Here is a 20,540-nt window from a genome sequence, read left to right on the forward strand (position 1 = left end):
CAAACGCGCAAGCGGCATCGCGACACCGCGCAAAATGCGTGGAGTGAACGCAGCGCTGCCCGTTTTATTCCGGCGCAACACGACGATAGAGTTGGAAAAAATACATGGGGGAGGAACTGATGATCAATTTCGCGCGCGCCACCGTCGGCACGTTGATGCTGTCGGCCGCATGGACGGGCGTCCACGCCCAGCCAGCCGGGCCGCAGCCCGCCGAGCCGACCAGCGCCCAGGACGCCGCCACCGCACCGGCCGCCGCAGCCGCCGCCGCGCCCGCCGACGAGGAAGCCGACCCCAACGCCCGCGACATCATCGTCACCGGCAGCCGCACCCCGAAGGCGGTCGACAAGATCCCCGGTGCGATCACCGTGATCACCCCCGCCGAAGTCCAGCGCTCGCTGACGATCACCGAGGACAATACCGCGATCCTGGCGAAGACCGTGCCGGGCTATTCGGAATCGAACCAGACGCTCAACACGCTGGGCGAGACGCTGCGCGGTCGCGCCGCGCTGTACCTGTTCGACGGCATCCCGCAGTCGACGCCGCTGCGCGACGGCAGCCGCAACGCGACCTTCACCGACATGTCGATCGTCGAGCGGATCGAGGTCATCGGCGGCGCCTCGGCGTCCGAAGGCATCGGCGCTGCCGGCGGCGTCATCAACTACATCACCAAGCGCGCGACGCGCGACGGGCTGCACGCCAACATCGGCGGCCGCTTCGGCTCGCAGGGCCGCGACGACAGCGAGATCTGGGGCATCAAGGGTGATGTCTCGTACAAGGGCGGCGACTTCGACATCTTCGCCGCCGCTGCCTATGTCGACCGCGGCGCGACCTACGACGCCCGCGGCCGCCGCATCGGTCTCAGCGCGTCGAGCTCGCTCGCCGACACCACGCAAAAGAACTTCTTCCTGAAGGCCGGGTACGAATTCGGCGAAAGTCAGCGGATCGAGGCGACCGGCAACTACTTCCGCCTCGCGAGCAAGGGTAATTACTACTACGTCGCCGGCGTCCGCCCGCCCCCCGGCACCGACCAGACGACCGGCATCCCGGATACGTCGGTGCGCGGCACGCTGCTGGTCAACGGGCAGGACGTCATCCGCACCGAATTCAACGAGTTCAAGCAGGCGGCGCTCAACTACAGCAACACCGACCTCGCCGGCGGCAGCCTCGTCGCGACGCTGTACTATGCGCGTCAGTCGATGCGCTTCGGCGGTGAGAATACCGACGACCGCCAGGATCCACTGATCGCGCCGATCGGCACGCTGGTCGATCAGTCGGAGATCAACTCGAAGAAGTACGGCCTGCGGACGTCTTACACGCTGCCCGAGTTCGTCACCGGCCTCGAAGTTCGCCTCGGCATCGATGCGGTGTACGACAACACCGAGCAGCGCCTCGCGCTGACCGACCGCGTGCTGGTGCCGCCGCTCAAGTACACGAGCTTCGGCCCCTATGCGCAGCTGTCGTACGACCTCGGCCCGGTGACCTTCACCGGCGGCATCCGGCACGAGGACGGCCGGGTGAAGGTCGACGACTACAACACGCTGTTCCGCCGCAACCGCGCCTTCGTCGAGGGTGGCACGCTGAAGTACAAGAACGACCTGCTCAACGGCGGCGTCATCGCGCGGCTGGGCGGCGGCTTCTCGGTCTTCGCGGCGTACAGCGAGGGCTTCACCCTACCCAACGTCGGCATTCCGCTGCGCAACATCAACACGCTGGGGCAGACGGTCGAGGGCATCGTCGACCTGCAGGCGGTGATCTTCGAGAACAAGGAAATCGGCGCGAACTGGCGCGGCAGCTGGGGCAGCTTCGGCGGGTCCTACTACCGGTCGTATTCGAAGCTCGGCGCGACCCTGTCGGTCGATCCGGCGACGCTCGACTTCGTGCTCAACCGGCGTCCGGTGCGGATCACCGGCTTCGACGCGACGGCGGAGATCAAGCCGACGCCGTGGCTGCGCTTCAACGGGCTGTACAGCTATGTGAAGGGCGTCACGAGCCGGTCGAACAATGTGACGACGCCGCTCGACGTCCAGCTCGGCATCACCAACATCGCGCCGGAGAAGCTGAACCTCACCGCGACCGTGCTGCCGATGGACGACCTGTCGTTCTCGCTGGGCATGGACAAGACGATGGACCGAACGGTGCGCACGGGCACGACCGTCACCGAGCGCACCAAGGGCCGCACCCTGTTCGATGCGACCGTCGGCTACCGGATCGAGGGCGTCGGCACGGTGTCGCTGGCGGCGGAGAACCTGTTCAACAAGTTCTACTTCCTCGCCTTCTCGCAGATCGACTTCTTCCAGAACTATTTCGCGGGTCGCGGCCGGACTGTCACTCTGTCGCTGCGCAGCGACTTCTGACCGGCAAACGCGGCGGGGGGTCGGTGTGATGGGGGAGCCCGGCGGGCGCGTGCTGGTCGCCGGGTCCGCCAATGCCGACTTCGTCGTGCACGCCGCTCATATCCCGGCGCCGGGCGAGACGGTGCTGGGCGGCGACCTGGCGATCGTGCCGGGGGGCAAGGGCGCCAACCAGGCGGTTGCCGCCGCGCGTGCCGGTGGTGCCTCGACCGCGATGCTGGTGGCGTTGGGCGATGACGCCGCGGCGGGCATTCTCGAGGCTTCGCTGACCGGCGCCGGGGTTGCGCTGCACATCGTGCGGAGTGCCCGGGCGACAGGCGCGGCGCTGATCACCGTGTCCGACGCGGCGGAGAATGCGATCACCGTCGCACCGGGTGCCAACGCCGATCTGGCGCCCGGTCACCTGCCCACCTTGAGCGGCGTCGACTGGCTGATGCTGCAACTCGAAACGCCGATCGAGACGGTCACCGCCTACGCCCGGGCGGCGCGGCGGGCGGGGGTCAAAGTGATGCTGAACGTCGCGCCGGCACAGGCCGTGCCGGCCGAACTGTTGGCGGCGGTAGACGTGCTCGTCGCGAACGAGGAGGAGCTTGCCGTCCTGGTGGGGCAGGCGGGATCGCTCGCCGACCGCTTGGCGAAACTCGACGTGCCGACCGCGATCGTGACCCTTGGCGCTCGCGGCTGCTGTGCGCTGGTCGATGGCCGGATCGTGCTGCAACCGGCGTTCCGCGTCACCGCGACCGACACAACGGCGGCGGGCGATACTTTCTGCGGCACGCTGGCGGCGGCGCTGGCGCGGGGGGATGCCCTGGCCGCAGCCCTCGCGGCGGCGAGCGCGGCCGCCGCGCTGGCGACGACCCGCCCCGGCGCCCAGTCGAGCATTCCGGCCCGCGCCGAAGTCAAGGCCTTCATGGCCGTAGCCGCCGCAGAGTCGCACACGCACGCCGCGCTGGCAGACTATTGCAGCGCATCCGGGTTAACGTCCTGACCATGTCTTCACCCCACCGCACCACCAGCGACGTCAAGTTCAGCCACGCGCTGACCGGCCCGTACCTGCCGCCCCCCGGCAAGGTGCCGGGCTGGCCGTTCCAAGACATGGGCCGCTGGAAGATCGACGTCGCGGGCGCGGCGGACGAATGGCTGACCGGCCTGCGCGAATGGCGGCGCGAGCATCGCCTGCGCATCGGGCTCGACGACAGCCTGTACCGCGCGCCGGATTTCGCCTGGTCGCAGCGCAATTTCGTCCACGCGCTGACGATGGTCGAGGACCTGTATTTCTTCGATCCCGAGACCGGGCGCTACACCGTCGACCGCTATCTCGACGACCTCACCGAGCGCTTCGGCGGCGTCGACAGCGTGCTGCTGTGGTACATCTACCCCAACATCGGCGTCGACGATCGCGGCCAGTTCGACCTGGTCCACGACCTGCCGGGCGGGCTCGACGGGCTTAAGCAGGTCGTCGCCGACTTCCATGCACGCGGCGTCAAGGTGTTCCTGCCGACGATGCCCTGGGATCACGGCACGCGCGAGGGCGATGCGCCTGACTGGGAGCGGATGGCCGACATCGTCGCGGCGGTCGGCGCGGACGGGATCAACGGCGATACTTATTCGGGCGTGCCGCGCGCGTTTCACGTCGCATGCGAGGCGCGCGGGCGCGCGGTGGTGCTGCAGCCCGAATCGACCGCGCAGGCCGGCGACCATATCCTCAGCTGGAACCTGCAGAGCTGGACCAAGCGCGTCCCGAACGAAACGATCCCCATCGTCGTCAAGCTGAAGTGGGTCGAGCCGCGGCATATCGTGCAGATCGAGAATCGCTGGAGCCGCGAACGCTGGAGCGATCTGCAGCACGCCTTCTTCAACGGCATCGGCTATGTCGCGTGGGAGAATGTCTTCGGCTTCGTCAACCGCCTGACCGACCGCGACGCCGCGACGCTGCGTCGGGTCGCGGCGATCCAGCGGCGCTTTGCCCGGCTGCTGGTCACCGACGACTGGATCCCGCACGACCGCACGCTGCAGTCGGGCATCTTCTCCAGCCGCTGGCCGGGCAAGGACGCCACGCTGTGGACACTGATCAACCGCTGCGAATACGGCGTCGCGGGCGAGCAGATCGCGGTCGCGCACGTCGACGGCGCCGCATATTTCGACGTGTGGAACGGCCGCGCGGTGACGCCGCGGATTGCCGACGGCCGCGCATATTTCGGGGCCGATCTCGAGCCCCGCGGTTTCGCGGCGCTGCTCCAGCTTGCACCCGGCGCGGACCGTGGCGATCTCGACGCTTTCCTTGCGGAGATGGCGACGCACGCCGCCACCCCGCTGACCGACCTCTCGGCGACCTGGGCATCGGCGCAGCAGCGGCTCGTGCCCGTCGTGGCGACGAAGCCCCATGGCGAGGCGCCCGCGACGATGGTCGCGGTTCCCGCGGCGACCTTCGAGTTCGCCGTCCACGGCGTGGTGATCGAAGGCTATGACGCCGAAGGGGTCGACGTGCAGTATCCGTGGGAGCCGAACGCGCGGCGCTTCCACCGCCACCGCATCGACATCGCCGCCTTCGCGATCGACCGTTTCCCGGTCACCAACGCCGACTTCAAGGCGTTCATCGACGCGAGCGGCTATGCGCCCGCTGACCCCCACAACTTCCTGCGCCACTGGATCGACGGCGCCCCCGCGCCCGGCAGCGAGCGGCAGCCGGTCGTGTGGGTCGGAATCGAGGACGCGCGCGCCTACGCAGCTTGGGCGGGCAAGCGCCTGCCGCGCGAGTGGGAATGGCAGTATGCGGCGCAAGGGCTGGACGGCCGCCGCTACCCCTGGGGCAACGACTGGCGCGAGGACGCTGTCCCGCCCCCGTCGCTCGAGCGCACCATGCCCGCACTCGCCGATGTCGACGCGCACCCTGAGGGCGCCAGCCCGTTCGGGGTGATGGCGATGACCGGCCATGTCTGGCAGTGGACCGACGAGTATCGCGACGCGCACGTCCGCGCTGCCGTCGTCCGCGGCGGCAGTCCGTACCAGCCGCACAGCTCGCACTGGTATTTCCCGCAGGGCTATGCGCTCGACAGCCACGGCAAGTACCTGCTGATGGCGCCGTCAAAGGACCGGTCGGGCGGGATCGGCTTCCGGTGCGCGCTTGACCTCTGACCGGGCCATGACCTTCGCTGCGCCCGGCGCGGTGACGCTGGGCGGACCGCTCGGCGACGCGGTCGCGGCGAACCGTGCCGGCCGGCTGGCGACCTTCGTCACCGGTCCCGACAGCCCGGCGATAGCGATCTTCGACGCGCCGACCGTCGCAGCGAACGAGGGCGGCGACTGGTACGGCGAGCATGCCGGCAAATGGCTCTACGCCGCCGCCCGCTCACGCGACCCGGCATTGCTGCCACGCGTGCGCGCCGTCGCCGATCACCTCATCGCGCTGCAGGATGCCGACGGCTATCTCGGCAACTACCCGCCGTCGCGGCGCTTCATGGTCAGGCAGCCGCCGAAGCCGCACAGCTGGAACGGCGAGCCGGCACTGCGCACCTGGGATATCTGGACCCATGCCTATCTGGTCCTCGGCCTGATCGAGGCGACGCGTGCGACCGGCGACGACCGCTATCTCGCAGCCGCGGTGCGGATCGGCGAGCTCGTCGCGCGAACGCTGGCGACGGGCGACATCGGCATCACCGATCTCGGCAATCACTTCGGCCTGTCGGCGACGGTGATGATCGACCCGGCGTGCGAGCTGTTCTTCGCGACCAGCGAGCCGCGCTTCCGCGACCTCGCGCTGCTCATCCTGGCACAGGCCGAAAGCGATCCGCACAGCGCCTTCCTGACCGCCGCGCTGAACGGCGAAGACCCGTCGGCGATCGCGACTGGCAAGGCGTACCAGCTGCTGTGGAACCTCGTCGGGCTGGCGAAGCTGCACCGCGCGACGGGCGAGCCGCGTTTCCTGACGGCCGTGCATGCGCTGTGGGAGCGGGTGCGTGCCGATCACCTGACGCTGGGCGGCGGTCCGTGGGGCGGGGTGGCGCACCGGTCGCGCGAGGTGTTCAACGCGCCCGGTGCGTTCAGCCCGCACGCCTATGTCGAGACCTGCTCGACGATGGCTTGGATCCAGCTCAACCGCGAACTGATCGGCATACTCGGCGAGGCGAAGTTCGCGCAGGCGATCGAGCGCGCCGCCTACAACGACCTGATCGGCGCGCAGTCGGCCGACGGCGAGGACTGGTGCTACTACAGTTTCCCGAACGGCAAGCGGGTGAACACGACCTATTGGCGCTGCTGCAAGTCGAGCGGCGCGATCGCGGTCGAGGAGCTGCCGGGGGTCGCGTACGGCGTGACGGCGGACGGCGCGGTCGCGGTCAACCTGCTGGGGCCCTCCGAGGCGACGCTGGAGGTGCCCGGTATCGGACCGGTGACCATCACCCAGACGACCGATTACCCGTTCGGCGAGCGCATCGCGATCGCCGTCGATGCGCGCGTTCCGCTGCTGGTGCGCATTCCCGACTGGGCGGAGGGCGCAACACTGACCGGGGTCGAGGGTCCGCTCGCCGCCGACACCTATGTCCGGGTCGACGCCGCCGACCGGGTGACGCTGACCCTGCCGATGCCGCCGCGGCTGCACCGTGCCGCCGCGCGCAACGTTCAGGAGTCGCTCGCGCCCGATGGCACGCCTGTCGCGCAGGAGGTGCTGCGACACGACTATGTCGCGTTGACGCGCGGGCCGCTGGTCTATGCGACCGGCCTGGTCGACGGGTACAAGGCCGAGGAAACGGTGCGGCTGGCCGCGGGCGCCGTCGCGCCGGCCGGCGACGACGGATTGATGCTGTCCCCCCGCGACCGCGCGCCGATCGCCTTCGAGCCCTATTACCGCGCCGGCGGACGGCAGGACGGCGCGTGGCGTCTCACGTGGCTGCGCCTCGCCCCCGAAGACGCCGCATGACCCGCTTCCGCAGCCCCAAGCGTACCGGCCCCGACGGGCCGCTGAGCGGCATCAAGGTGCTCGACCTCAGCGCCTATATCGCCGGGCCGTACGGCTGCACGATGCTGGCGGACCAGGGCGCGGACGTCATCAAGGTCGAGCCGCCGGCGGGTGATAATCTGCGCCATTATCCCTCGACGCTGGAGGGCGAAAACCGCGCCTTCCTCGGCGTCAACCGATCGAAGCGCGGGATCGTGCTCAACCTGAAGCAGGACGGCGACCGCGGCGTCCTGCTCGACCTTGCGGCAGAGGCCGACGTGCTGGTCCACAACTTTCGGCCCGGCGTCGCCGAGCGGCTGGGGATCGACTTCGCGACGCTGGCGGCGCTCAATCCGCGGCTGATCTATTGCGCGGTCACCGGCTACGGCGAGACCGGGCCGATGGCGGGCAAGGCGGGGTACGACCAGGTCCTCCAGGCGATGACGGGGATGACCCGGCTGCAGGGCCGCGCCGGCGGCCCGCCGGAACTCACCTATGGCTCGCCGGTGGATTATTATGCCGCCGCGCTGGTCGCGAGCGGGGTCGCCTCGGCGCTGTACGAACGGACCCGCAGCGGCGTCGGCCAATATGTCGGCGTGTCGCTGCTGCGCAGTGCGATGGCGATGCAGTCGGCGCGGATGGTGCAGGGGCCGGGCGAGCGCCACGACATCTCGCGCGACATGCGGTCGGGCGGCATCACCGGCCTGCACCCGACGGCCGAGGGCTGGCTGTACCTGTCGGCGAACACCGCGCATTTCTGGCGCGCCTTGTGCGAACTGACCGGCCTGGCCGCGCTCGCCGACGATCCGCGCTACGACACGGTAAAGAAGCGCGCCGAACACGCCGACGAGCTGGTACCGCAGCTGCGCGAGGTCTTGCTGACCCGGACCGCCGCGGAATGGGAGGACCTGCTCGCCGACGACGTGCCGTGCTCGGTGGCGCGCGCGGTCGAGGACATGTTCGACGATCCCCAGGTCGCGGCCGAGGAATTGATGGCGACGATCCCCCACCCGACGCTCGGGAGCTACCGCGGCATCACCCGGCCGGTCAAATTCTCGCGCACCCCCGGCCCCGCGCCCTTCGCCGCTCCCTCGCTCGACGAGGACGGCGAGGCGATCGCACTATAGCCCCAGCCGGCGCAACGGCGCGCCGACGAGCCCGGTGACCATCGTCGCCTGCAGCCACTGCACCGGCCACAGCCCCGCGAGCGGCCCGACGACCGCATCGCGGAGCCAGGGGATGACCCGGCTGTCGGACTGATAGACCGGCGTGAACAGCGCGCTCATCGCCTGATAGACGCGGATGTGCAGCCCGCGCAGCGCGACGAACCGCGCCAGCGCGTCGTCGGGCGAGCGCGCGGCGCGCAGGGCCGCCGCCACCGCATAGGCGTCGAGCAGCGCCATGTTCGCCCCCTGGCCCAGCTGCGGGCTCGTCGAATGCCAGGCGTCGCCGATATGGACGAGGGCGGGCGCGACGGGCCGGGCCAGCGTGCGGTGAGTGTAGCGGGCGAAGGTCAGCTGCGCCGGGTCGTCGATCTGCGCGGTGAATGCCTCGGCCGCGGGCCAGAGTGCCGCGACGTCGGCGCGCCAGGCGTCGAGCCCCGCCGCGTGCCACGCGGGCAGGCGATCGGCGCGCAGCGACCAGAAGAAGGCCGCCTTGTCGCCCGGCGCCCCCGGCGTCGTGCCGATCGGCAGCACGCCGGCCATGACGCTCGCGGCGCGGTAGCGCTGTTCGAGCGCCGCGCCGTCGAACCCTTGCGCCGGCCAGTCGAGGCTCGCCCACAGCGCGCCATAGGCGAGGTCGCGTCCGCATGGCTTCGCCAGCGGCGTGCGGCTGCCCAGGGCGTCGACGACCAGGTCGAACGGCCCCGCGCTGCTGCCGTCGGTGAAGCGGAGGTACCGCCCTTCGGCGTTGGTCGTCCCGGCCACCGCGCGATCGGTCTCGACTTCGATCCCGTCTGCCTGCACGCGATCGAACAACAGGTCGAACAGCGTCGCCCGATGGATGCCGACGCCGTGGCGGTCGCCCGAGAGCGCCGCATAGCGCATGTCGAGCACGGTGCGACCGTCGGCGCTGCCGTACAGCCGGTCGATCCGCCGCCCGGCGGCCCGCGCCGCGTCACCCAGTCCGAGCGCGTCGAGCACCGCCAGCCCCGTCGGCTGCAGCATCAGCCCCGACCCTACCGGCCCGGCGTGCGCGAAGCGTTCGAACAGCCGCACGCGGTGGCCGTCGCGGTGCAGCAGCAGCGCCGCCGCCAGCCCCGCCGGACCGCACCCCGCCACCGCGATATCGAGACTGCGCATCGCGGGCTTCTTACCCCGCCAGCGCCGTAACGGACAGCGGCGCGGTGCCGCGCCTTACATGAAGTTATACGGGTCGACGTCCACTGTGACGCGCACCGACGAGGGCAGCTCGACCCCGCCCAGCCAGTCGCGCAGCACGTCCTGCAACGCGAGGCCTCGGCGTGCCTGCACCAGCAGCCGGTGGCGATGGCGGCCGCGCAGCATCGCCAGCGGCGCGGGCGCGGGGCCGAGGACGCTCAGGCCCGGCAGCACGGGGGCGGCCCGGCCGATGGCGCGGGCGGCGGCGATCGTCGCGGCTTCGTCCTCGCTCGACACGACGAGTGCCGCCCAGCGTCCGAACGGCGGCGCGCCGACATCGCGGCGCTGCTCGGTCTCGGCGGCGTAGAAGCCTTCCGCGTCGTACGCGACGAGGGCGCGCATCAGGCGTGCGTCGGGCTGGTGCGTCTGGAGCAGCACGCGCCCCGGCTCGGCCCCGCGCCCGGCACGTCCCGCGGCCTGGGCGATCTGCTGGAAGCTGCGCTCGCCGGCGCGCAGGTCGCCGCCCGCCAGCCCGAGGTCGGCATCGACGACGCCGACCAGCGTCAGGCCGGGGAAGTGATAGCCCTTGGTCAGCATCTGCGTGCCGATCAGGATGTCGATCTCGCGCGCCTCGACTGCCGCGACCAGCGCTGCGGCGCGCGCCGGTGACGAGATGGTATCGCTCGTCACCACCATGACGCGCGCCGCGGGGAACAGGCGTGCCACTTCCTCGGCGATGCGCTCGACGCCGGGGCCGCACGGCACCAGACTGCCCGGCGCATGGCACGCCGGGCATTCGGGCGGGGGCGGGCAGGCGAAGCCGCAGTGGTGGCACAGCAGGCGGCGGGTCAGGCGATGCTCGACCATCCACGCGGTGCAGTTGGGGCAGTTCACCCGCTCGCCGCACGCGCGGCACAGGGTCAGCGGGGCATAGCCGCGGCGGTTGAGGAACAGCAGCGACTGTGCGCCGGCCTCGAGATTGACCTGCAGCTCGGCGACCAACGGCGGGCTCAGCCAGTGGCCCGGCGGCGGCGGGGCGTGGCGCAGGTCGACCGCGCGGATGACCGGCAGCGTCGCGCCGCCGAAGCGCGCCGGCAGGTCGAGCCGCTTGTAGGTGCCGCGCTCGACCTGGACGCGCGTCTCGATCCCCGGCGTCGCGGTGGCGAGGATGACGGGGATGCCCTCCAGCTGTGCGCGCACCACGGCGACGTCGCGGGCGTGGTAGTGGACGCCCTCCTCCTGCTTGAAGCTCGACTCGTGCGCCTCGTCGACGACGATCAGCGCGAGCTTCGCGAACGGCAGGAACAGCGCCGAGCGTGCCCCGACCAGCACGCGCGCGTCGCCGCTGCCCACCGCGCGCCACACCCGGCGGCGGGCGTTGGCCTTCAGGTCGCTGTGCCACGCGACGGGCTGCACCCCGAAGCGCGCGGCGAAGCGGTCGAGCCACGGCGCGGTCAGCGCGATCTCGGGCACCAGCACCAGCACCTGCCCGCCGGCACGCAGGGCGGCGGCGACGGCCTCGAAATACACCTCGGTCTTGCCCGATCCGGTGACGCCGTCGAGCAGCGTCGGCGCGAAGGCGCGCGCCTCGACATCGGCGACGAGCGCCGCGGCAGCCTGCGCCTGTGCAGCCTCGAGGCGCGGCGGCGCGAAATCGGGGTCGGGCACGGGGAAGGGCGCGTCGGCGGCCACCTCGACCTTCGCCAGCGCGCCCGCGGTGACCAGACCTCGGATCACCGCGTCGGACACCTGCCCCCAGCGCGCCAGGTCGCGCGGCGTACCCTGCCGCCCGGCGATGCGCTCCAGCGCCGCGGTGCGCTGCGGCGTCGCGCGGGCGGGCGTTGTGCCCGTCGGACGATACTCGACCAGCGTCCGGTCGCCCCCCAGTGCCGAGGACACCGACAGCGCCATGCGCAGCACCGCCGCCGGCGGTGCGACGTAATAGTCGGCGACCCAGTCGATCAGGCGGCGCATCGGCGCGGGCAGCGGCGGCACGTCGAGGCGCGCGGCGACGGCGCGCAGCTTGGCGTCGGGCACGTCCTTGGCGGGCAGGGCGTCGGCCTCCCACACCGCCCCGGTGATGATCCGCGGCCCCAGCGGCACCGCGACGATGTCGCCGGGCGCGAGGCTCGTGCCATCGGGCACTGCATAGTCGAGCGCGCCGAGCCCGTACTGGAGCACGAGGACGCGGACACGGGATCTGGCTTCGCTCACCCGCCCGCAGATAGGCGGCGCGCCGTCGGCCCGCCATAGCGGCAATCCGTTGGCGGCGTCGCGTGCACGCGTTACGATGCGCGCATGGGCTTAAAAATGGCATTGGCAATCGCAGGCGCGCTGCTCGTCGCGGGGTGTGCGACGACGCCGCGCCAGGCGCTGACGCCGATGCAGGCGGTGTTCGCCGCCGCCAACGCCGCGCCGCATGCGACGAGCGGGGTATTCGAGTTCAAGGTGCGCGCGACGGGCCGCGACGGCGACCGCCTCTACCTCAATTCGGAGGCCGACTACCGCGACCAGCGCAATCTGAGCATCGCGATCCTGCCCGACGCGCAGGGCGAACTGGAGCAGCGCTACGGCCCACTCGCCAAGGGGCTGATCGGCCGCACGATCAGCGTGCGCGGCGCGGCGCGGCGGGTCCGCATCAACTTCACCGACGGCGGCGCGCCGACCGGCAAATATTACTACCAGACGCATGTCGTCGTCGGCACGCCGAGCCAGATCGAGGTGTTGCCGACCCGGTGAGTGCGCCCGTCGCGATCCTGCTCGCCGGCTGTGCTGCGGTCTTCGGCCTGATGTGGCCCGATTTCGATCAGTGGCTGCCCCTGCTCACGCATCGCAGCATCGTCACGCACGGGCTGTGGCTGCCGCTTGCAGTCGCACTCGCGGCGCGGCGGCAGGCGTGGCTGGCGCCGGTCGCGGCGGGGCTGGCGCTCGGCACCGCGATCCACTGCGCGCCCGACCTGTTTCCGAAGGCGATGCGCGGCTACGCGATGATCGACCTGCCGTTCGTGGACGGCTTCGGTCGATGGCTGTCGTGGGCCTGGCTGGCGGCGACGGTGGTGATCGGCATCGTCGTGCCGCTGCGCTGGGTGGAGGCGCGCTGGGGGCGCGACGGTCTGGGTATCGCGGCGGCGGCGACTGCGGTACTCGCGCTCGCCTATTTCGTGCTTCACAGCGAACCACCCGAGATGGGCGTGGCGGTCGGCAGTGCGCTCGCATTGGCGCATCCCGCCGCTCGACGGGTGGCGCTCGCCCGGCTATTGGCGATGCGCCGCCGCCCCGAAAGCTGAACCCATGAAATTCTTCGTCGACACTGCCGATACGGCCGAAATCGCGTCGCTTGCCGAGACCGGCTTGCTCGATGGCGTGACCACCAACCCCAGCCTGATCCACAAGTCGGGGCGCCAGTTCCTCGAGGTCATCGCCGAGATCGCCGGGCTCGTGAAGGGCCCGGTGTCGGCCGAGGTCGTGGCCGTCGGTGCCAAGGAAATGCTGCGCGAGGCCGAGGTGCTGCGCAAGCTCGGCGACAATATCTGCATCAAGCTGCCGCTGACGATGGAGGGGCTGACGGTCTGCCGCAAGCTGGCGGACGAGGGCGTCATGGTTAACGTCACCCTGTGCTTCTCGGCGGCGCAGGCGCTGCTCGCGGCGAAGGCGGGCGCGGCGTTCATCTCGCCCTTCGTCGGGCGTCTCGACGACATCGGTCAGGACGGCATGCTGCTGATCGAGGATATCCGCACGATCTACGACAATTACGCGTTCGATACCGAGATCCTGGTCGCCAGCGTCCGCCACCCCGTGCACGTGCTGCAGGCGGCGAAGCTCGGCGCCGACGTCGCGACGATGCCGCCGGGCGTCATCCGCGCGCTCGCCAACCACCCGCTGACCAATTCGGGCCTCGCGGCTTTCCTCGACGATTGGGGCAAGACCGGGCAGTCGATTGTCTAGAGCGGGCGTGTGACCGCGACGGCGACCACCCTCGTCGTCGAGTTTCTCGACAGCCTGACGCACGCGCGACGCCGTTCGGTGCATACGATCCGCGCCTATGCCGCGACGCTGCACGGTTTCGTCGCCTTCATCGGCCAAAGCCGCGGCGAGGCGGTGACGCAGGCGACGCTCGACGACCTGACCCGCGCCGATATCCGCGCCTGGCTCAGCAGCCGGCGGGGGGAGGGGCTCGTCAATGCGTCGCTGGCGCGCGACGTGTCGGCGCTGCGGACCTTTCTGGCGTGGGCGGCGCGGACCCACGGGTTGAAGCGCGACGCGCTGGCGGGGCTCAGGTCGCCCAAGGTGCCGCGCCGCGTGCCGCGCCCGCTCAGCCCGGCGGCGGCGAAGGACCTCGCGCAGGTCGCGGGCGATGCAGCGGTGCAGCCGTGGATCGCGGCGCGCGACACCGCGGTGCTGCTGCTGTGCTACGGCGCGGGGCTGCGGATCTCGGAGGCGCTGTCGCTGACCGCTGCGGATTTGCCGCTGGCCGAAACGCTGACCGTCACCGGCAAGCGCGCCAAGTCGCGCGTCGTGCCGCTGCTGCCCGCGGTGCGCGAGGCGGTGGCGACCTATCTGAAGCTGTCGCCCTGGCCCGCCGAGGGCCCGGTGTTCCGCGGTGCAAAGGGCGGCCCGCTGCAGCCCGAACTCGTCCGCCGTGCGGTGGCGGGCGCCCGCGCCGCGCTCGGCCTGCCCGACACCGCGACACCCCACGCACTGCGACACAGCTTCGCGACGCATCTGCTGGCGCGGGGGGCGGACCTGCGCCAGATCCAGCAGCTGCTTGGCCACGCCAGCCTGTCGTCGACGCAGATCTACACGCAGGTCGACGCGGCGCAGCTGCTCGACGTCTACCGCAACGCCCACCCGCGAGCGTAAACCAACCTTCTCTGCTTTCCTTCGTGCCTTCGTGTGAGCAATTCTGCCTTCCTGCTTCTCAGGAGAAGAAAGAAAGAAGTGGCTCACACGAAGGCACGAAGGCACAAAGAAGGAAAGAAGTGCTTTTTAGGCGCGAACGAGCGTCCCCACGCCTCTCCGGGTGAAGATCTCGAGCAGCATCGCGTGCGGCACCCGCCCGTCCAGAATCACCGCCGCATCCACGCCCGACTGGACCGCCGCGACGCAGGTCTCGATCTTGGGGATCATGCCGCCCGAGATGGTGCCCGCGGCCACCAGCGCCGCGATCTTCTCGGGGTCGAGGTTGGTCAGCACCTCGCCCGACGTGCCTAGCACGCCCGCCACGTCGGTCAGCAGAAAGAAGCGCGCCGCCTGGATCGCGCTCGCCACCGCGCCCGCCATCGTGTCGGCATTGATGTTGTAGGTGTGCCCGTCGTCGCCCGCCGCGACCGGCGCGATGACCGGCGTGATGCCGGCCGCGAGCAATGTGTTGATCAGCGTCGGGTCGACATGCGCGGGCTCGCCGACGAAGCCCAGGTCGACCTCGCGCTCGATCGCGCTGCCCTCGTCGCGCGTCGTGCGGGTCACCTTGACCGCGCGGACGAGGTGCGCGTCCTTGCCCGAGATGCCCGCTGCGATCCCCCCGGCGCGGTTGATCGCCGCCACCAGTTCCTTGTTGATCGATCCCGCGAGGACCATTTCGGCGACTTCGGCGGTCGCCTTGTCGGTGACGCGCAGGCCGTCGACGAACTCGCTCGTGATATTCAGGCGGCGCAGCATCGCGCCGATCTGCGGCCCCCCGCCATGGACGACGACGGGGTTGATGCCCACCGCCTTCAGCAGCACGATATCCTCGGCGAAGTCGGCGGCCAGCTCCGCGTCGCCCATCGCATGGCCGCCATACTTGATGACGAAGGTCTTGCCGGCGTAGCGCTGCAGATAGGGCAGCGCCTCGATCAGCGTCTCGGTCTTGGCGAGCAGTTCGGGCGGGGGCGCGTGACGGTCTTGCATGGCCGCCTCTATGCGCGGGTCAGCGTTTCGCGCAACTGTCGGCGCTGGTCCCGTCGAGATCGAGGCAGCGCCCGTCGACCGCGGGCGGGGTCACGCCGACCAGCGCGGCGAGCGTCGGCGCGATGTCGGTGGTCGCCACCGCGAGCGGCTGTTCGAAGCCCGTCGCGCCCGGCCACCAGAACAGGATCGGCACGCGCCGGTCGTAATTCCATGGGGAACCGTGCCCCGCGACATAGTCGCCGGGCGCCGCCGGCGCGCCGCCGCTGAGGTAGGGCCGGTACGCGACCTGGATGTCGCCGCTGCGCGCCGGGTAGAAGCTCTCGTGCATGCGCTCGACGAGCGTCAGTTCGTCGGGCGGAGTGCCGGGCTTGGGCTCGGCGGCGACGACCTCGGCGCTGCTGAACACCGCGGCGACCTCGGGGCGCTTGCGCAGCCGCTCGATTGCCGACGCCGCAATCCTGGCGTCGAGCTTGGCATCGCGCTCGCCGAAGCCCGCGATGGTGATCTGCTGCGCGTCGCCCGCGAAGGGGAAATAGTCGAGCTTGAACTCGGCCTGCACCTCGCGGCCGACCTCGGTGAAGGCGTCGGCGGTCAGGCGCTGGGCGGGGATACCCTGCTTCGCGACGCGTTCCACGGCATCGAGCGCGCCGTGATCGGCGGTCAGCACGACGACCACCGGCACCTTCGACGCCGCCAGCTTCGCCAGGAAGACGCCGAGCATGCGGTCGAGGTGCATGAGCTGGTCGCACATCTCCGGCCCGCCGCCGCCGTAGCGATGGCCGACGTAATCGGAGGCACTCAGGCTGATCGCCAGCAGGTCGGGCGCCGCGCCGCGGCCCAGCTTGAAGCGGTCGATCAGGCCCTGTGCGGCGTCGAGCGTCACCTGGTCGAGGCCGGGCGAGGCGCGGAAATACTTGAGGTTGGCGGGCTCGTCCCATCCGCCCGCATTGCCCGCGGGCGGCAGCGTGTGGGTGATGGTCATGGTCCCGAACGTGTCGGTGCCACCGGCCCGGCACTGGCCCGACGGCGTCCACACCGGCGCCTTGATTTCCCAGCGCTTGACCAGCGCGGCGTTGAGGCCCGCGACCGGGGCAAGGCGTTGCGCCGCGGTCGTGCCCTGCGGCACATAGGTGTTGAAGCCGCGCTCCTCGTCCCACCAGAAGGTGCCGTCGGCGTTGTGCCCGGCCATCGCGATCGCGGCGCGGTCCTTGCCCGATACCGCGAAGACGCGGCTGGCGGGGTTCGCTGCCTTCATCCATTCGCCGAGCGTCGGCACCTTCAGGTTGGCGGGGCCGCGCGGGGCGGTGTCGCGTCCGGGCACGGGACCGGCGGGGTCCTCGACGCAGTACATCTGACGACCCAGGTCGGGGTCGTACCACTGGTTGGCGACGATGCCGGTGTGCGCCGGGTTGCGCCCGGTCAGGATCGTCGAATGGCCGGGGCACGTCTCGGTCGCGGCGTGATTCTGGTAGCCGCTGGCGTTGACCACGCCGCTGCTCAGCGTCTTGAGCCCGCCGGTGAAGCGGCCGCGATACTGCTCGAACAACGCTGAGCTGAACTGATCGACGGCGATCGCGACGATCAGCTTGGGCTGGGGCGGCGGCGCGGAGTGCGCGGCGGCGGCGGTCACGAGGGCGGCGAGCCCTGCGAGTATCCGGATTGGCATCTGTCGTTCCCCTGGCTGCCAGCGCCGTCTAGCGGCTGGCCTGCCCAATCTCAATCGCGTGCGCGTATTGCAGGCACGTGACACACGTCGCGGGAGTGGACGACGCGCGCCCGAGCCGCTACGTTCCCGGTTCGTTCGGGGAGAGATCATGGCTCGTGCTGCCGTCCGCTATGTCTGCCAGGGGTGCGGTTCGGTCGCGCCGCGCTGGGCGGGGCAGTGCGGCGACTGCGGCCAGTGGAACACGATCCAGCAGGAGGCGGCGTCGACGGTGACGCCGTTCAGCGCCAAGCAGTCACTGGCGGGCGGCGGCGCGCGCGTCGCGATGGCGGGGCTCGACGACGACGTCGCGATTCCGGCGCGGACCTCGACGGGGATCGCCGAGCTGGACCGGGCGCTCGGCGGCGGGCTGGTCGCGGCGTCGGCCGTGCTGATCGGCGGCGATCCGGGGATCGGCAAGTCGACGCTGCTGTTGCAGGCGGCGGGGCGGATGGCGCTGGCGGGGCAGCGCATTGCCTACGTCACGGGCGAGGAGGCGTCGGACCAGGTGCGGCTGCGCGCGCGGCGGCTCGGGCTGGCGAAGGCCCCGGTGCAGCTCGCTGCCGCGACGTCGGTGCGCGATATCCTGACGACGCTGAGTTCGGGTCCGCCGCCCGCGCTGGTCATCATCGATTCGATCCAGACGATGCACTCGGACACGCTGGAGGGTGCCCCGGGGACGGTCAGCCAGGTGCGCGCGGCGGCGCAGGAGCTGATCCGCTATGCCAAGACGAGCGGCGCGGCGGTGGTGCTGGTCGGGCACGTGACGAAGGACGGCCAGATCGCGGGGCCGCGCGTGCTCGAGCACATGGTCGACACCGTGCTGTATTTCGAGGGCGAGCGCAGCCACCAGTATCGGATCCTGCGCGCGGTCAAGAACCGCTTCGGCGGCACCGACGAGATCGGCGTTTTCGCGATGGGTCAGGACGGTCTGACCGAGGTCGCCAACCCGTCGAGCCTGTTCCTGACCGACCGCGACGCGCCGGTCGTCGGCACCGTGGTGTTTCCGGCGCTCGAGGGCACACGGCCCGTGCTGTGCGAGATCCAGGCGCTCGTCGTGCGGCTGGCGAGCGGCGCCACGCCGCGGCGGGCGGTGGTGGGCTGGGATTCGGGCCGCTTGGCGATGATCCTCGCGGTACTGGAGGCGCGCTGCGGGCTCAGCTTCTCGGCGTGCGAAGTCTATCTGAACGTCGCCGGCGGCCTGCGGGTGCAGGATCCGGCCGCCGATCTTGCGGTTGCAGTGGCGCTGATCTCGGCGCTGACCGATCGTGTCGTCGCCGCCGACACGATCGCGTTCGGGGAGATCGCGCTGTCGGGCGAGGTGCGCGCCGTCGGCCACGCCGGACTGCGGCTGAAGGAGGCGGCGAAGCTCGGCTTCGGCCACGCGCTCGCGCCCGCCAACACCAACGGCGGGGGGGTGCGCATCCAGGGCTTCCGCACGCTCAACGGGCTCGTCGACTTCATGGGGGTTGCGGGGGACTAAGCCCCGCCCCTACACGCGCCGCATGGCCAGCCTGACCGCCTTCGACATCATCGTGCTGCTGCTGATCGGGCTCGGCGGCATCGCCGGGCTGATGCGCGGCTTCGTCACCGAGGTGCTGTCGCTGCTGGCATGGGTCGCGGCGTTCTTCGCGATCCGCTTCTTCTACCCCGCCGGCAAGGTGTTCGCCGCGAAGTTCACCGGGACCGAAGCGGGCGGCGCGGTGCTCGCCTTCGTGCTGATCTTCCTGATCGCGTACATCGGCTTCAAGGCGATCGCGGGGATGCTCGGCAGCCGCACGCGCAACTCGGTGGTCGGGCCGCTCGACCGGGTGCTCGGGCTGGGCTTCGGGGCGTTCAAGGGGCTGCTCGCGGCGTCGGTGATCTATCTGCTCGGGACGATGGTGTTCGACGTCATCGATCCCGGCGAGCCGCGCCCCGAATGGCTTCGCGCGTCGAAGACCGCACCGCTCGTCGAGGTCAGCAGCAAGGCGATGACCGATTTCGTCGAGGAACGCCGCGCCCGGGCGAAGCGCGAAAGTGCCGACGAAAAATGACCGACCTCAGGCTCTACAACACGCTGACGCGGTCGAAGCAGGTCTTCGTCCCCGCCGAACCGGCGCGGGTGACGATGTATGTCTGCGGCCCGACGGTCTATGGCCGCGCGCACATCGGCAATGCGCGGCCGGCGGTGGTGTTCGACGTGCTGCGGCGCGTGCTGCGGCACCGCTACGGCGCGGGCGCAGTCGTCTATGCGCGGAACATCACCGACATCGACGACAAGATCATCACGGCCGCCGACGCCGAGGGCGTGCCGATCGACACGATCACGCAGCGTTTCGAGGATCATTATCTCGCCGACATGGGCGCGCTCGGCGTCGAGCCGCCCGACCATGCGCCGCACGCCACCGCCTATGTCGCGCAGATGGTCGCGATGATCGACGAGCTGGTCGCGCGCGGCGTCGCCTATGCCGCCGAAGGGCACGTGCTGTTCGACGTCGCCGCGTTCCCCGATTACGGCAAGTTGTCCGGACGAAGGCTCGACGAGATGATCGCCGGCGCCCGCGTCGAGGTCGCGCCGTACAAGAAGTCGCCCGCCGATTTCGTGCTGTGGAAGCCGAGCTGGCCCGAGCAGCCGGGGTGGGACAGCCCCTGGGGCCGCGGCCGCCCGGGCTGGCACATCGAGTGCTCGGCAATGATCCGCGAGGTGCTGGGCGAGACGATCGACATCCACGGCGGCGGGCTCGACCTGATCTTCCCGCACCACGAGAACGAGGCCGCGCAGTCGGCGTGCGCGCACGGCGGTGCACCGCTGGCGCGGGTGTGGATGCACAACGGCTTCCTCAGCATGGGTGCCGACAAGATGTCGAAGTCGCTCGGCAACGTTGCGCTGATCGACGAGCTGCTCGCCGCCGGCTGGTCGGGCGAGGTGCTGCGGCTCGCGCTGCTGTCGGCGCATTACCGCCAGCCGCTCGAATGGTCCGACGCGCTGCTGACCCAGACCAAGGCGACGCTCGACCGCTGGCAGGGCTTCCTGCGGCGCTCGGACGTGGCGGCGGGCGAAGTGCCCGAGCGCGTCATCGCGGCGCTGTCGGACGATCTCAACACGCCCGACGCGGTGGCAGCGATCGCGCGGCTGTCGCGGCTCGACGACGTCGCCGGGATGCGCGCGGCAATGGGGCTGCTGGGGCTGCTCGAGCCGGAGGGCGAAGGCGATGCGGCGATCGACGCCGCCGTCGCAGCACGGGTAGCGGCCCGGGCGCGCAAGGATTTTGCGGAGTCCGACCGCATCCGCGACGGATTGGCCGCGCAGGGCGTCGTGCTCGAGGATTCGCCCTCGGGCACCACCTGGCGGCGAGTTTAGG

Annotated in this window: 16 protein-coding genes; 12 read left to right on the forward strand and 4 right to left on the reverse strand. The window is 70.8% G+C overall.

Translation table 11 applies throughout. The features are described 5' to 3' along the window. Positions 1–119: 119 nt before the first annotated feature. The 5 genes from FMM06_RS17325 to FMM06_RS01010 are packed head-to-tail and all read left to right on the forward strand — an operon-like array spanning position 120 to position 8,411. Entirely contained in the window at positions 120–2,354 is a 2,235-nt protein-coding gene (locus tag FMM06_RS17325; RefSeq protein WP_185964985.1) for a TonB-dependent receptor, read from the forward strand. Between the two features lie 28 nt (positions 2,355–2,382). Continuing rightward, a complete protein-coding gene (locus tag FMM06_RS00995; protein ID WP_143554361.1) occupies positions 2,383–3,339 on the forward strand; it encodes a PfkB family carbohydrate kinase in 957 nt (318 codons plus the stop codon). A gap of 2 nt (positions 3,340–3,341) precedes the next feature. Further along, positions 3,342–5,486, forward strand: coding sequence for a formylglycine-generating enzyme family protein (locus tag FMM06_RS01000; RefSeq protein WP_143554362.1), 2,145 nt, complete (start codon positions 3,342–3,344; stop codon positions 5,484–5,486). Positions 5,487–5,493: 7 nt separating this feature from the next. Then, positions 5,494–7,266: a glycoside hydrolase family 127 protein gene (locus FMM06_RS01005; protein WP_143554363.1), complete on the forward strand. Its 1,773-nt coding sequence runs from the start codon at positions 5,494–5,496 to the stop codon at positions 7,264–7,266. Beyond that, positions 7,263–8,411, forward strand: a complete 1,149-nt coding sequence (locus tag FMM06_RS01010) for a CaiB/BaiF CoA transferase family protein (protein WP_143554364.1) — start codon at positions 7,263–7,265, stop codon at positions 8,409–8,411. The genes FMM06_RS01005 and FMM06_RS01010 overlap by 4 nt, the downstream gene beginning before the upstream one ends. On the opposite strand, the gene FMM06_RS01015 is transcribed toward FMM06_RS01010, so the two are convergent. Both FMM06_RS01015 and FMM06_RS01020 read right to left on the reverse strand, forming a co-directional pair. Next, positions 8,406–9,587, reverse strand: a complete 1,182-nt coding sequence (locus FMM06_RS01015; RefSeq protein ID WP_143554365.1) for an FAD-dependent oxidoreductase — start codon at positions 9,585–9,587, stop codon at positions 8,406–8,408. The genes FMM06_RS01010 and FMM06_RS01015 overlap by 6 nt on opposite strands. A 54-nt stretch (positions 9,588–9,641) precedes the next feature. Then, complete coding sequence (locus FMM06_RS01020) at positions 9,642–11,819, reverse strand: primosomal protein N' (RefSeq protein ID WP_143554366.1); 2,178 nt, start codon at positions 11,817–11,819, stop codon at positions 9,642–9,644. Positions 11,820–11,921: 102 nt separating this feature from the next. On the opposite strand from FMM06_RS01020, the gene FMM06_RS01025 reads away from it, so the two are divergent. From FMM06_RS01025 to FMM06_RS01040, 4 genes are read left to right on the forward strand one after another with little or no spacing between them, the layout of a single operon-like run. After that, positions 11,922–12,344, forward strand: coding sequence for a hypothetical protein (locus FMM06_RS01025; RefSeq protein ID WP_407925178.1), 423 nt, complete (start codon positions 11,922–11,924; stop codon positions 12,342–12,344). Next, positions 12,341–12,892: a hypothetical protein gene (locus tag FMM06_RS01030; RefSeq protein ID WP_143554368.1), complete on the forward strand. Its 552-nt coding sequence runs from the start codon at positions 12,341–12,343 to the stop codon at positions 12,890–12,892. Before FMM06_RS01025 ends, FMM06_RS01030 begins: the two co-directional genes overlap by 4 nt. Before the next feature lie 4 nt (positions 12,893–12,896). Beyond that, on the forward strand, positions 12,897–13,550 hold the full coding sequence (fsa, locus tag FMM06_RS01035; RefSeq protein WP_143554369.1) for a fructose-6-phosphate aldolase: 654 nt from the start codon (positions 12,897–12,899) through the stop codon (positions 13,548–13,550). 9 nt (positions 13,551–13,559) lie between these two features. Next, the gene (locus FMM06_RS01040) at positions 13,560–14,465 is read left to right on the forward strand and encodes a tyrosine recombinase XerC (RefSeq protein ID WP_143554370.1); all 906 of its coding nucleotides are present in this window, start codon (positions 13,560–13,562) and stop codon (positions 14,463–14,465) included. Positions 14,466–14,591: 126 nt separating this feature from the next. On the opposite strand, the gene argB is transcribed toward FMM06_RS01040, so the two are convergent. Both argB and FMM06_RS01050 read right to left on the reverse strand, forming a co-directional pair. Continuing rightward, positions 14,592–15,494 (reverse strand): acetylglutamate kinase, encoded by a 903-nt coding sequence (argB, locus tag FMM06_RS01045; protein ID WP_143554371.1) that lies wholly within the window; start codon positions 15,492–15,494, stop codon positions 14,592–14,594. A gap of 19 nt (positions 15,495–15,513) precedes the next feature. Continuing rightward, positions 15,514–17,160 carry an alkaline phosphatase family protein gene (locus FMM06_RS01050; RefSeq protein WP_143554372.1) on the reverse strand — a complete coding sequence of 549 codons (1,647 nt, stop codon included), beginning with the start codon at positions 17,158–17,160 and terminating at the stop codon, positions 15,514–15,516. Between the two features lie 148 nt (positions 17,161–17,308). Between FMM06_RS01050 and radA the strand changes: the two genes are divergently transcribed. From radA to cysS, 3 genes are read left to right on the forward strand one after another with little or no spacing between them, the layout of a single operon-like run. Next, on the forward strand, positions 17,309–18,679 hold the full coding sequence (gene radA / locus FMM06_RS01055) for a DNA repair protein RadA (protein ID WP_143554373.1): 1,371 nt from the start codon (positions 17,309–17,311) through the stop codon (positions 18,677–18,679). Positions 18,680–18,701: 22 nt separating this feature from the next. Further along, positions 18,702–19,232, forward strand: a complete 531-nt coding sequence (locus tag FMM06_RS01060) for a CvpA family protein (RefSeq protein ID WP_235889002.1) — start codon at positions 18,702–18,704, stop codon at positions 19,230–19,232. Next, positions 19,229–20,539, forward strand: a complete 1,311-nt coding sequence (cysS, locus tag FMM06_RS01065) for a cysteine--tRNA ligase (RefSeq protein ID WP_143554374.1) — start codon at positions 19,229–19,231, stop codon at positions 20,537–20,539. Before FMM06_RS01060 ends, cysS begins: the two co-directional genes overlap by 4 nt. Position 20,540 lies beyond the last annotated feature (1 nt).

This window comes from Glacieibacterium frigidum, from assembly GCF_007097155.1.
Taxonomy (GTDB): Bacteria; Pseudomonadota; Alphaproteobacteria; order Sphingomonadales; family Sphingomonadaceae; genus Glacieibacterium; species Glacieibacterium frigidum.